Origin of the sequence: Hydrogenimonas sp., from assembly GCF_029932565.1 — a bacterium.
GTDB lineage: Bacteria > Campylobacterota > Campylobacteria > Campylobacterales > Hydrogenimonadaceae > Hydrogenimonas.
Genome location: NZ_JAOZPV010000054.1, coordinates 1 through 12672 on the forward strand (window position 1 = coordinate 1; position 12672 = coordinate 12672).

Annotated in this window: 11 protein-coding genes, 8 tRNA genes, 1 other RNA gene and 1 pseudogene; 3 read left to right on the forward strand and 18 right to left on the reverse strand. The window is 50.6% G+C overall.

The annotated features are described in order from the left end of the window. Positions 1-142: 142 nt before the first annotated feature. From Q1K24_RS09770 to Q1K24_RS07085, 4 genes are all read right to left on the reverse strand, one after another. Positions 143-481, reverse strand: coding sequence for a group I intron-associated PD-(D/E)XK endonuclease (locus Q1K24_RS09770; RefSeq protein WP_366903719.1), 339 nt, complete (start codon positions 479-481; stop codon positions 143-145). A gap of 260 nt (positions 482-741) precedes the next feature. Continuing rightward, positions 742-818: transfer RNA gene (locus Q1K24_RS07075), tRNA-Arg, on the reverse strand. A 35-nt stretch (positions 819-853) separates the two neighbouring features. Continuing rightward, positions 854-930 (reverse strand) — tRNA-His (locus Q1K24_RS07080). 20 nt (positions 931-950) lie between these two features. Continuing rightward, positions 951-1028: transfer RNA gene (locus Q1K24_RS07085), tRNA-Pro, on the reverse strand. A gap of 112 nt (positions 1029-1140) precedes the next feature. Here Q1K24_RS07085 and Q1K24_RS07090 point away from each other — a divergent pair. Continuing rightward, complete coding sequence (locus Q1K24_RS07090; protein ID WP_300368063.1) at positions 1141-2487, forward strand: sodium-dependent transporter; 1347 nt, start codon at positions 1141-1143, stop codon at positions 2485-2487. A 46-nt stretch (positions 2488-2533) separates the two neighbouring features. On the opposite strand, the gene Q1K24_RS07095 is transcribed toward Q1K24_RS07090, so the two are convergent. From Q1K24_RS07095 to Q1K24_RS07105, 3 genes are all read right to left on the reverse strand, one after another. Further along, positions 2534-2977 carry a hypothetical protein gene (locus Q1K24_RS07095; RefSeq protein ID WP_300368066.1) on the reverse strand — a complete coding sequence of 148 codons (444 nt, stop codon included), beginning with the start codon at positions 2975-2977 and terminating at the stop codon, positions 2534-2536. A gap of 37 nt (positions 2978-3014) precedes the next feature. Further along, positions 3015-3794: a thiazole synthase gene (locus Q1K24_RS07100; RefSeq protein WP_300368069.1), complete on the reverse strand. Its 780-nt coding sequence runs from the start codon at positions 3792-3794 to the stop codon at positions 3015-3017. 103 nt (positions 3795-3897) lie between these two features. Continuing rightward, the gene (locus Q1K24_RS07105; protein ID WP_300368071.1) at positions 3898-4338 is read right to left on the reverse strand and encodes an Hsp20/alpha crystallin family protein; all 441 of its coding nucleotides are present in this window, start codon (positions 4336-4338) and stop codon (positions 3898-3900) included. 163 nt (positions 4339-4501) lie between these two features. Here Q1K24_RS07105 and Q1K24_RS07110 point away from each other — a divergent pair, with 163 nt between their 5' ends. Beyond that, positions 4502-5197, forward strand: coding sequence for an SDR family NAD(P)-dependent oxidoreductase (locus tag Q1K24_RS07110; protein WP_300368074.1), 696 nt, complete (start codon positions 4502-4504; stop codon positions 5195-5197). 19 nt (positions 5198-5216) lie between these two features. Here Q1K24_RS07110 and ffs read toward each other — a convergent pair. The 6 genes from ffs to Q1K24_RS07140 all read right to left on the reverse strand — a co-directional run bounded on the left by ffs (position 5217) and on the right by Q1K24_RS07140 (position 5947). Beyond that, positions 5217-5314: signal recognition particle sRNA small type (gene ffs / locus Q1K24_RS07115), an RNA gene on the reverse strand. A 50-nt stretch (positions 5315-5364) separates the two neighbouring features. Beyond that, positions 5365-5452, reverse strand: a tRNA-Ser gene (locus tag Q1K24_RS07120). Between the two features lie 95 nt (positions 5453-5547). Continuing rightward, positions 5548-5635: transfer RNA gene (locus Q1K24_RS07125), tRNA-Ser, on the reverse strand. 16 nt (positions 5636-5651) lie between these two features. After that, positions 5652-5725, reverse strand: a tRNA-Cys gene (locus Q1K24_RS07130). Positions 5726-5735: 10 nt separating this feature from the next. Next, positions 5736-5822 (reverse strand) — tRNA-Leu (locus Q1K24_RS07135). A 50-nt stretch (positions 5823-5872) separates the two neighbouring features. After that, positions 5873-5947, reverse strand: a tRNA-Gly gene (locus tag Q1K24_RS07140). Between the two features lie 118 nt (positions 5948-6065). Between Q1K24_RS07140 and ilvD the strand changes: the two genes are divergently transcribed. Beyond that, the gene (gene ilvD / locus Q1K24_RS07145) at positions 6066-7745 is read left to right on the forward strand and encodes a dihydroxy-acid dehydratase (protein ID WP_300368077.1); all 1680 of its coding nucleotides are present in this window, start codon (positions 6066-6068) and stop codon (positions 7743-7745) included. Between the two features lie 61 nt (positions 7746-7806). Here ilvD and Q1K24_RS07150 read toward each other — a convergent pair whose 3' ends face one another. The 5 genes and pseudogenes from Q1K24_RS07150 to Q1K24_RS07170 all read right to left on the reverse strand — a co-directional run. Further along, entirely contained in the window at positions 7807-9573 is a 1767-nt protein-coding gene (locus Q1K24_RS07150; protein WP_300368080.1) for a nucleoside-diphosphate sugar epimerase/dehydratase, read from the reverse strand. Continuing rightward, positions 9567-10664, reverse strand: coding sequence for an aminotransferase class I/II-fold pyridoxal phosphate-dependent enzyme (locus tag Q1K24_RS07155; protein ID WP_300368084.1), 1098 nt, complete (start codon positions 10662-10664; stop codon positions 9567-9569). The genes Q1K24_RS07150 and Q1K24_RS07155 overlap by 7 nt, the downstream gene beginning before the upstream one ends. After that, positions 10657-11262, reverse strand: coding sequence for an acetyltransferase (locus tag Q1K24_RS07160; protein WP_300368086.1), 606 nt, complete (start codon positions 11260-11262; stop codon positions 10657-10659). The genes Q1K24_RS07155 and Q1K24_RS07160 overlap by 8 nt, the downstream gene beginning before the upstream one ends. After that, positions 11255-11860: a sugar transferase gene (locus Q1K24_RS07165; protein WP_300368089.1), complete on the reverse strand. Its 606-nt coding sequence runs from the start codon at positions 11858-11860 to the stop codon at positions 11255-11257. The genes Q1K24_RS07160 and Q1K24_RS07165 overlap by 8 nt, the downstream gene beginning before the upstream one ends. An 8-nt stretch (positions 11861-11868) precedes the next feature. Then, positions 11869-12672: pseudogene (locus tag Q1K24_RS07170) on the reverse strand (peptide-binding protein); the annotation flags it as partial.

The following is a 12672-nucleotide window of genomic DNA, read 5'->3' on the forward strand; positions in this document are numbered from 1 at the left end:
GGTATTGAAAAAGTGGTACGCCCATCAGGATTCGAACCTGAGACCTACGGCTTAGCTTACCAACTACAGTTTTCACTGCCCCGCAATTGGGTTTGTGGTCTGGACCATCTCTTCACCATCTCAGGTGTTGCACGTATGGCCTCTACGGAACTCTGCGATAATCCTCCAGCCGATGAATTCCGGCTTTTTGATTATTTCTCGGTGTCTCTACCCTCAACGTTGCAGATTTGTCGAACTGTTTTGGATCGAGATAGTAACACTGGTCAGTTTGAGGACAATAGATGCAATAAACATCTATTTCATCTTTGTCGACCAGTTTGTCATGACTCCCATTCCTGTCTGCCCATGAAGAGCGAAAATGAATGGTGATCGATCCTCGGTTGTCAACATTTCTGTATTTGACCTGCACTCTTTTGAACACTCCCTCTTTGTAAATACAAAGGTCGAATGGAGCATGTTCAGTTTGAGGCAACAAGATCATATAACCCTGTTAAAAAGGTCAACCTGAGCCTTCAAAACACCTAAGTCGCCTTTGTGCTTCGTATGATGCACTTGTATTCCTCGCGACTACAGATTTCCTCGGGATCGCCATCAGCATAATCTGTTAAGGGTTCCCCGATACAGTGCAATCCACTCTATAGGTTCCCTTTTCCTATAGAGGCTCCTATTTTTGCGTGTAGCAAAAGCTAAAGGCCGTTGCTCTATCCAGCTGAGCTATGGGCGCTCATAAAAAAATAGAGGTGGCGCGCCCGGGAGGAGTCGAACCCCCAGCCTACGGATCCGAAGTCCGTCGCTCTATCCAATTGAGCTACGGGCGCTAAAAAGTTCGAGGTGTTTGCCTGGTCGTTAACGATGGGGTGGATGACCGGAATCGAACCGGCGACCTCCAGAGCCACAATCTGGCGCTCTAACCGACTGAGCTACACCCACCATCCATTTGAACGTTGCAGTGGTCGGGGTGAAAGGATTCGAACCTTCGACCCCCTGGTCCCAAACCAGGTGCGCTAACCAGGCTGCGCTACACCCCGTCCAAAAGTGGATTGCAATTATAGTCTAAAAGGCATTTGTTGTCAACAAAAATGGTATAATTGTCGCTATTTTCAGCAACTCAATCAAAATATCCACACCAAAAGGCATGGCATGAAGGTCGCACAGTTTAGTCGGGTCGGTTTTATCATGGCGGCAGCAGGATCGGCTGTCGGTCTCGGTAACATCTGGAAGTTTCCATATATGACAGGCGAATACGGCGGCGGTGCATTTGTATTGGTCTATCTCATCACGATTGCATTCATCGGTTTTTCCGTCATGGTCGCCGAAATGCTGATCGGCGCCCTGGGGCGGCTCGATACGGTCGGGAGTTTCGAAAAACTGACACCTCCCGACAAAAAAGGGTGGAAATACGCCGGTTTCATGGGATTCAACGGGTTGATCATCATGACCTTCTACTCCGTCGTCATCGGATGGATTTTCTACTATCTTTTCGAAATTTTCGCAGGGCTTCCAACCGATACGGCCAGCGCGAAGCAGACATTCGATATGCTGGTGGGCGAACAGGCCGGTCTTCAGGTTTTCTGGCACACTGTGGCGGTTTTTATCGTCGGATATATCGTCTATCGGGGCATCAAGGGCGGTATCGAGAAATTCAACCTCATCCTCATGCCGGCACTTCTGTTGATTCTCTTTGGAATGCTCGCCTACGCCATGACGCTTGACGGCTTCGACAAAGCGTGGAGTTTCATGTTCGCCTCCGACTGGAGCAAGATCAATTCCGAAGCGATCGTCCGGGCCGTCGGCCACTCCTTTTTCACCCTCTCGCTGGGCATGGGTGCCATCATGACCTATGCCGCGTCCCTTCCCAAAAATGCCAGCATCACCAAGACCGCATTCATCGTTACGTTTATGGATACACTCATCGCTCTTGTGGCGGGTCTGGTCATCTACAGTTTTCTTTTCCATGAAGGGGCACCTGCGGCACAAGGGCCGGGTCTGGTCTTCATCTCTCTGCCGGTGGTTCTTTCCAACTTCGGTACGCTGGGAACCGTTCTCGCCCTGCTCTTCTTCCTCGCTCTCGCCTTCGCGGGACTGACATCGGCCATATCGCTTGTGGAGCCAGTGGTGCAGTATCTGATCGACCGGTTCGACTGGACCCGCAGCAAAGCGGTAGTCGTCTCCTCTTTCATCTATTGGCTCGTGGGAGTCGGAGCTTTACTCAGCTACACCAAAGCGTGGGGAGCGACATTCTCGATCGGCGGCAAACCGCTTTTCGATATTCTGGAGTACACGACCGACTCCATTCTGCTGCCGCTTGGTGGACTGCTCATTGCCATTTTCGTCGGTTACGTTTTGCAGAAGGAGCGCGTCTATGCGGCTCTCGAACATGAGATGGGGGAGAAATATTTCGCGGTCTGGCGCTTTAGCATCCGCTATATCGCACCGATAGCCCTGGTGTTCATGATGCTGAATCTGATGGGGATTTTAAAAATATAAAGAAGGTACCGCGCTTTTTTCTGTTTTGACAATGGTTGTGTCGTCGCTACCGCATCAAATAGGAGTCGTCCACCACTCTGTCTCTGTTTTGTGTGGCAATGACAAAGAGTGTCAGCAGCCGCTTCAACGCATCATCGAGTTCGTCATCCGGCTGAAGTTGCGTCAACGCAATGCGGTTCTTGTCGTTTTCCGCACCGTGTTCGAGATAGATACGGAGGTTGTCGATCGCTTTCATCGTATTGGAAATCTCGGTATTCCCGTAGAGAAGGAGATAATGGTTCTCCGCAAGGGGAATCAAGTGGTCGGTCCGACGGCTGTGTATATAGAATTTTTTCTCAAAATCGGGATCGACTGACCGATACATCACGATCGTAACAGGACTCCCATACCGTTTGAGACGATAGAGCTCGCGATCCACACATCCTTTTGCATTGCTCGACTCAATCCAGCGGTCCATCTTTCTCTGGACATTCAATCCATTGAACTGCATCGCTTATCCTTTCATCCCGTGATACGCCCGGAGAGGGTTAGAATTGGATCATTCCCTCCGTCGGGCTCGATGCTGTCGCATATGGGCGCTTCGGTATACGCCCTGCAAGATAACTCATGCGCCCCGCTATCACTGCATGCTTCATCGCTTCCGCCATCATGATCGGCTCCTTGGCCTGCGCAATGGCGGTATTCGTCAATACGGCATCGGCTCCCAGCTCCATCGCGGCAGCGGCATCGCTCGCCTGCCCGATACCCGCATCGACAACGACCGGTACACTGACTGCTTCGCGAACGAATACTACATTATACCTATTTTGTACTCCAAGTCCGCTTCCAATCGGTGCGGCAAGGGGCATGACAGCCGCTGCACCCGCCTCTTCCAGGCGTTTTGCGATGATCGGATCATCGTTGGTATAGGCCATCACCGTAAACCCGTCTTTGGCGAGAACTTCGCACGCCTTGATCGTCTCAACCACATCGGGATAGAGTGTTTTTTGTGTATCGCCGATCACTTCCAGCTTGATCAGATCGATGCCGGTAGCTTCCCGCGTCAGGCGAAAGAGTGTAATCGCTTCATCGGCTGTCGTACATCCGGCACTGTTGGGTAGAAACTTCACATTGGTCTCTTTGAAATAGTCCATCAGGTTTTCTTCATCCGGGTTGGTGATATTGACGCGCCTGACAGCGACCGTTATCATCTCCGCTCCACTGGCAAGTGTCGCATCTTTCGTGGTTTGGAAATCGGGATATTTGCCACTTCCGACAATCAGCCGGCTCGTAAATTCGTACTGTCCAATTTTTAGAATATCGCTCATGAAGAGTCTCCTACAGATTCATATAGATATAGGAGATTTATAACATAGGGGGACTTGAAGAAAATTGAAAGGTGTCCGCTAAGAGCCCGAATGGGCTCCCAGCTTATTTGACAGGAATCTCTTTGACCTCTTTTTCCTCTTTTTTCACCTTCGGCAGTGTCACGTGCAGGACACCCTCTTCCGTTTTGGCATCGATGTTTTCAACATCGACATTTTCTGGCAGAGAGAATGTCCGCATGAATTTGCCATAGCTCGATTCGATTTTGTAGTAGTCGTCTTTTTTGACCTCTTCCTTGAACTTGCGTTCTCCGGAGATCGTCAACGTGCGTTTTTCGGCATCGATATTGACTTTGATGTCCTCTTTTTTCACACCCGGAAGGTCGACTTCGACAATATAGGCATTCTCATCTTCCCGCGTATTGACACTCGGGGCAAATGCATTGACAACCTCTTTGCCTTCTTTTCCGGGGACTTCGACTGCTCCCAGCAATCGTTTTTCAAGTTCACGGATTTCTGCAAATGGATCAAATCGTGTTACCAGCATGATAGCCTCCTTTTTGATTGATTTTCAAAATTATAGCAAGTTGACAGCATTATTGTCAAGTTTTTTATATTTTTCTCTTCAATATTATGATGGTTTTATTATAAACTATGCCTCGTCGCTCTTTTGCTACAATGTACCCATCGACAAGTAACAAAGGATTTCGATGACGATCTTCATCACTGGCACGAATTCGGGCATCGGCAAAGCGCTGGCCGAAGCGTATCTGGAAAAAGGCGCAACCGTGTATGGACTGGGCAGAAAGAGAAAGGCAGCTATCGATCACCGGCTGTTTCACTATCTCTCCCTCGATCTGGAGGCGACAGAAACGGTCGCTTCGGGGCTGGAACTTTTTCTTGGAGAGATTGGAGAGATCGACATTGTCGTATTCAATGCCGGTGTTCTCGGCGAAATCAGAGAGATGCAGAATACGCCGCTCTACGAAATCGAATCGGTTATGCGTATCAATGTCTGGGCCAACAAAGTGATCCTCGACACTCTGATCCGAATGGGTATCCCGGTCAAACAGATTGTCGGCATCTCATCGGGTGCTGCCGTCAATGCGAGCAAAGGGTGGGGAAGCTACTCTCTTTCAAAATCGGCACTCAACATACTTCTGAAGCTCTACAGCCGGGAGATGGAAGCCACACATTTCACCGCGTTGGCACCCGGTGTCATCGATACACCGATGGTCCGGCACATTACAGACGAGGTCGATGCCGTCCGATATCCTTCGGCACAGCGCCTGAAAAACGGTCCCATTATCCATCCACGTGAAGCGGCACAGCGCTTGATCGAAGCATTCGAAAAGGTCAAACAATACGAGAGCGGAAGTTTTCTGGATGTAAGAACGATGGAGTAAAAAGTGAAAGGAGAAAGACTCCTCTCCAGATCCCTGCGGCACCCGGCGAGACAGGGTGGGCTGCTACGTTCCCGTCCTGACCCGATGTCCTGCCAAGCCGTTGCACAGGTCTAAAGAGGAGCACTCAAACCGCCGAAACGGGCTGAATGCTCATCTTTCCAGTTACATGGCAGAGAGGAAGGGATTCGAACCCTCGGTGGCTTGCGCCACACACGCGTTCCAGGCGTGCGCCTTCGACCACTCGGCCACCTCTCTATATTAAAAGTGTCCGATTTTGGATTATGGATACTGGATTCATCGCGCTCAATCACACATCCAAAATTCATAATCCAAAATCGGAGTTTAAAAGCTGGCCGGGGGACAGGGATTCGAACCCTGGGAGGTGTGACCCTCAACGGTTTTCAAGACCGCCGCTTTCGACCACTCAGCCATCCCCCGAAACAGAAGCGGATAATGGAGGCGGCACCCGGATTCGAACCGGGGATCAGGGCTTTGCAGGCCCGTGCCTTACCACTTGGCTATGTCGCCATGTAAAACATGGTGCCCGGAGCCGGACTTGAACCGGCACGAACAAATGTTCGAGGGATTTTAAGTCCCTTGCGTCTACCGATTCCGCCATCCGGGCAGTAAATTTGTTCGGTTGTCAAACTATCACAAATTATCTGGATACAACTATGGAGCGGGAGACGGGGGTCGAACCCGCGACCCCGACCTTGGCAAGGTCGTGCTCTACCACTGAGCTACTCCCGCATGTTTTGGGACGGGTATTATAGCCCAAAATCTCTATGATGTAAAGAGTCCATCCTGAATTTTCGGGTTCAAAGCCGGTTTTCGATACAATTAGCAAAAATTTTTCACAAGGATACTCATGCGAAGCGATATCATCAAACGCGGCTTCGAGCGTGCTCCTCATCGAAGTCTTCTGCGTGCCACAGGGCTCAAAGACGAGGATTTCGACAAACCGTTTATCGGCGTGGCAAACAGTTATATCGATATCATCCCCGGTCACTTCTTTCTACAGGAGTATGGCCGTATCGTCAAAGAGGCGATCCGCGAAGCGGGCGGCGTTCCATTCGAGTTCAATACCATCGGCGTGGATGACGGTATCGCGATGGGTCATGACGGCATGCTCTACTCGTTGCCCAGCCGTGAGATCATCGCAGACAGCATCGAAACGGTGATGAACGCCCACAAGCTCGACGCGCTCATCTGTATTCCCAACTGCGACAAGATTGTTCCAGGAATGGTCATGGGCGCATTGCGCGTCAACGTGCCGACGATCTTCGTATCCGGTGGTCCGATGCGGGCGGGACACCTGAAAGACGGTACACCGATCGATCTCGCCACGGCGTTCGAGGCGGTCGGACAGCGCGCAAAGGGCGAAATCACCGACGAACAGCTCTACGAAATCGAATGCGAAGCGTGCCCAAGCGGCGGCTCCTGCTCGGGCATGTTCACCGCCAACTCGATGAACACACTCTGCGAAGCGATGGGTATCGCACTGCCTGGCAACGGCACGGTACTCGCAATGACCGAAGAGCGCCTCGAAATGGTGCGCATCGCCGCCAGGCGGATTGTCGAAATGGCCAAAGCCGAAGGTCCGAACATCCGGGATATCCTGAACGAAAAAGCGGTCAACAACGCCTTCGTCGTCGATATGGCGATGGGCGGCAGCACCAATACCGTACTCCATATGATGGCGATCGCCAAAGAGGCGGAGGTCGACTTCGATCTGGCAAAAATCAACGAACTGAGCGACAGCGTCGCCAATATCGCGAAAATCTCCCCCTCGTTATCGACCGTTCACATGGAAGATATCAACAAGGCCGGTGGTGTCAATGCCGTTATGAAAGAGATCAGCAAACGGGGTGACGTATTGAAACTCGATGCATTGACTGTAACGGGGGAAACGTTGGGCGAACGCATCGCCGATGCCGAGATCAAAGATACCAGCATTATCCATACGATTGACAACCCCTACTCCGAAGTGGGGGGGCTTTCGATTCTCTATGGCAACCTGGCCGAAGAGGGAGCCGTAGTCAAAAGCGCGGGCATCGATCCCCATATGCGAAAATTCCGCGGGCCGGCCGTCTGCTTCGACAGCCAACCCGAAGCGATCACCGGCATCATGGGCGGAAAGGTCAAGGCAGGAGATGTCGTCGTTATTCGCTACGAAGGTCCCAAAGGCGGCCCAGGCATGCAAGAGATGCTAGCCCCAACCAGTCTCATCATGGGAATGGGACTGGGTGACAAGGTGGCACTCATCACCGACGGCCGCTTCAGCGGTGCGACGCGCGGGGCAAGTATCGGGCACGTCAGCCCGGAAGCGGCCGAGGGCGGCACGATCGGCCTCCTGAAAGATGGTGATATCATCGAACTCGATGTAGACGCCCATATCCTGCGTGTCGACCTGAGCGACGAGGAGCTGGAAGCGAGAAGAAAAACGTGGACTCCAAAGAAAAAAGAGATCCCGAGCAAATGGCTCAAGCGTTACAGCCTGCTCGTCTCCAACGCCGCCAACGGTGCCGTGCTCAAAACAGAATGCTAGTTGACAGTTGATAGGGGACAGTGACAGAGGATCGTGACAGCGGGCAGAGGCAAAAGGCCATTCAGTTTTTGTGTATGAACTCTGGCACGATCGAGTGCAAAGCTGCGATCTTGTCGTTGGCCTTCAGCAGCACTGCGATATCCTCGCGTAGCCTTTCAATGGGATAGTCCGTCGCATGGGCCACATAGATCGATTCATACTGCGTTTTGCACTCCGCTTCATCGATTAGCAGCTCCTCATAGAGTTTCTCGCCGGGGCGCAATCCTGTAAAGACAATCTCGACCTCTTCCTCTTTCCCGTAAAGCCGTATCATCTTCTTCGCAAGATCGACGATCCTGACCGGATCGCCCATATCCAGAACGAAAAGCTCGCCCCCTTTCGCCATTGCCGATGCCTGCAGCACCAGCCGACACGCTTCGGGAATCAGCATGAAATATCTGGTGATCTCGGGATGGGTCACTGTAACGGGACCGCCCGCTTCTATCTGTGCCTTGAATTTCGGAACGACACTGCCGCTTGAACCCAAAACGTTTCCAAACCGAACCGACACAATTTCCGTCTTTTTGCTTTCAACATTTTGTGCATAGAGTTCGGCAATCCGTTTCGTCGCACCCATCACATTGGTGGGACGGACCGCCTTGTCGCTGGAAATATTGACCACTTTTTTTACACCATGGGCGATACTCAGATCGATGACATTCATCGTCCCCACCACATTGTTCATAACGGCGATGTCGATGTTGGCTTCACATAGCGGCACATGCTTGTAGGCGGCCGCATGGATCACGATATCGGGTGAATACGCTTCGAACACCTGTTCGAGCTTCTCTTTATCGAGGACGGAGACCATTTTCGGAACCGTTTTTTCCGATTCCAGCTCTTCCGTTATCGCATAGAGATTGTATTCCGAATGCTCCACGAGAATCAGTTGCCTGGCGCCGAACGCCTGACACTGTCGGCAGATTTCACTGCCGATGCTTCCGCCAGCACCTGTAATCAATACCTTTTTATTTTTGATGAAACCCTCGATCAGTTCGACATCGAGGTCTTTGGGTTCACGTGCAAGAAGGTCTTCGATGTCAATATCCTTCAGCCGCTCCTCTCTGTCCGAAAGCAGATTGACCAGTTTGATCTCTTCAACGCCATAGCCGCTTAAACGCTCAAACAGCTGATCCAGCTCTTTGGATCGGATCGGTTTCGCGATCAATGCCGTTTCCACATCCTCCCGCTGTATGATCTCCTCGAGCCGATCCATTCCATAGACACGGACATTCTCCAGATAGGTTCCGATCGCACTGGTATGCTCGTCGCATACGGCAACAGGAAAATAGGGAACGTCCCCCATCAGCGCACTTTTGATAATATGGGCACCACGTGGTGTGGCACCGATGATAATCGCTTTTTTCCGACTCCTGTCCCCTCCCGATTCGAGAAAAATACGCCGGCTGATACGCAACCCTCCTATAAAAAAGAGAGAGACGACATAATCGATCGCAATGGCACTTCTCGGTACCGGATTGAACCAGTCCGAAAGGAGCAGGAAGATCGCCAGAAAAAGAGCATAGGCTGCGGTATGCGCCAGAAAAAGTCGCTTGAAATCCTGAAGGCTGAAAAAACGCCACGAACGCCAATAGATCTTAAAGTAGAAAAAGAATCCGATTTTACAAAACACCAATACGGTATATACCCGCATGAAATGATCGAGGAAATGGGGGTCTATCGAAAAATTGAAACGCAGCGCATAGGAGAGATAGAGCGATACCAGCGAGAGAAAGATATCCGCTCCCAGGAAAAAGAGAAACCGTTTTGCGAACGTCGGCTTCAGCATATAACACTCCTGATTGTTTCCGTGACACGCGCGACATCTTCATACTCCATGGCTGTACCGCTGGGCAGACAGAGACCATGGGCGAAGAGCGTGTCGCTCACCCCCGCCCCATAATATGTCGCTCCATCAAAAAGCGGCTGACGGTGCATTGGCTTCCAAAGGTGGCGGGACTCGATCTTTTCAGCCGCCAGGGCCTCGACGATTTTCAACGGCTCGCTATTCTGCAATGTTAGCGTCGTCAGCCATCGGTTCCCCAGACTTCCCGGAATCTCCGGCATCCAGCTCACTTCATCGACATCGCTCAGCAGATCGCGGTACCATGTAAAGATTTGCCGCTTTTTTTCCACTCTCTTGGGCAGCACCTCCATCTGCCCCACCCCGATGGCAGCCAACACGTTGCTCATCCGATAGTTATAGCCGATCTCCCCATGCTCATACCATAGTGCAGGCTCACGCGCCTGAGTGGCCAGTTTTTTCGCATATTCGATCGCTTCGGCATCTTCGCTCACCAGCATACCGCCGCCACTTGTCGTGATGATCTTGTTGCCATTAAAAGAGTAGATACCGAAATCACCGAATGTACCGGTGTGTTTCCCCTCAAACGTGGCCCCGAGACTCTCGGCCGCATCCTCGATCAGTATGACGTTATGCGCCTGACAGATTTCTGCAATTTCGGTGATCTTGGCGCTCTGGCCATAAAGATGGGTAAGGATGAAAGCCTTGGGTTTCTCTTTGACAATCGCTTCTTCGACCAACTTTGGATCTGCATTCCAGCTCTCATCACTATCGACAAATATCGGTTCGGCATTCTGGTAGAGAATCGGGGCGACAGAACCGATAAAGGTAAATGTGGAGGCAAGTACTTTGTCGCCAGTGCCCACTCCTGCGATCCGCAATGCCAGATGGATCGCCGCCGTACCCGACGAAAGCGCCGCGGCATGAGGCGTTGCGGCAAAATCGCAGACCGCCTCTTCAAAACGGTCGACAAATGCACCCAGCGGGGCAATGTAGTTGCTGGCAAAGACCTCTTCAATGTATTCGAGTTCATTGCCTCCCATATGGGGAGGGGAGAGAAAAATCCTCTTATCCATCTCTTCTCTTTATGACTTTTGTTGGTACGCCTACCGCGACAGAATAATCCTCGATATCTTCTATAACCGCCGCACCCGCACCGATTATACAATGCTTTCCAATGTGTATCCCCTGTATCACACTGCTTCCAATACCGATATGCGTCGACCGGCCCACTCTTACATTCCCACCAAGCGCGACATTCGGGGATATATGAACGAAATGTTCCAATTGGCAATCGTGTTCGATAACCGCACCGCTGTTCACAATGGCACCAATGCCGATGCAGGCATCTACATTGACAACTGCACCCGGCATAACAACCACACCCTCCTCTATCGAGGCACTCTCCGACACACTCGCACCGGGGTGTATCAACGTAATAACTTCGAATCCATTTTCGAGAAGCTGCCGATAGATTTTCTCTCTTGTTCTGTTCTCTCCAACACCCAGCGCGACAGGTATACTTGAGCCATATGTTTTGACGAACTCATCGAAAGTCGGATACTCGTTGTCTCCATCATCGACAAACAGGGCTTCATATCCAACCGCTCTTGCGATATCCGCGACAACTTTGCCGTGGCCGCTCGCGCCGTAAATTGCGACTTTTCTATCCATTGCCCGTAAACTTCTCCATCGTCGAATGCCCTTTCTGCGAAACCCCTTCGCGCCTGACCACCTTCATCAACGTCATCCACAAAATCTTCATATCGAGCCAAAACGACTGATGCTCTACATACCACACATCGTACTCGAATTTCTCTTCCCAGCTGATGGCATTACGCCCGTTGACCTGCGCCCATCCCGTTATACCGGGTTTGACATCGTGACGCTTTTTCTGCCGTTCGTTATAAAGCGGCAGATACTCCACCAGCAGAGGACGGGGGCCCACGAAACTCATATCGCCTTTGAGGACATTGAAGAGCTGGGGCAATTCATCCAGACTCAAAGAGCGGACTATCCTGCCAACACCATGAAGCCGCTTCTCGTCGGGCAACAGATTCCCATTTTCGTCGGTTCGATTGTCCATCGTTCTGAACTTGATGATATTGAAAATTTTTCCTTTATATCCGGGACGGGCCTGGACAAACAGAACCGGAAAGCCGAGGGCCCACCAAATTGCTACCGCCGTTACAACAAACAGCGGTAAAAACAGGATGAGAAGAATCGCCGCTGCGACACGATCGAATACCGGTTTAATCCATCGTGCATACATTTTACGAGTTAAATTCTGATTTTGAATATTTTTGCATAGGGTGTCGATTCCACCAGCTCATACAGAGATTTATCATAGTGCCCCAGAACAAACATTTGGATGTAATTGGAATTATACATCTTTTCATCCAACACCAAAAATATTTTATAACTCTGCATATATACCAAACTCAGAGGAGAGTTGGGCTCAATCGTCTGAATATTTGTAACATGGTTGCCATCACTGCCAAGCGATGTCGTAACAAACTGCTTCAAGGGGAACTGCTGTTTTCCTATTTGCAAAAGCCCCTTCTTTTTATCGAGCTGAAGTCCTCCTCCAAGATAAAGAGTATCCGGAGTATCCTTGAAGTTTCTGCTTACAAAATAAAAAGGAGACGGATATTTCTCCCCTGTCAGCAGATCGAGATTGCTGAAAATCGCGACAGTCGAAAAGATATTGAGCATACGGTACGGCAGATAGAGATAGATTTCTCTCGTTTTTTCCGGGAGATCAACAGTTTTTTCTGTTCGCAATTTTCTCAAAAATTCCGAGGGGTTCGTATGCACTTTAAAGAGAGTGTCTGCAACGGTTTTATATCCGCTTTTGACATATGTTTCCACAGCAATACGGCTCAATCGCGCAGCCTCAAGCTGGGAGTCTGCTGTCAATATTTCCGATACAATGAAGTTATCGTGATTGTGTTTTCCCCCATCGATCAATGTGTTTTTATCCGCATAATACCAGATAGGATACCCATAATCCCACCACGCAATGACATAATCCCTATCTGTTCCCTCTTTTGAAAGCTTATCCAGCGAAGCGACTTCGTATTT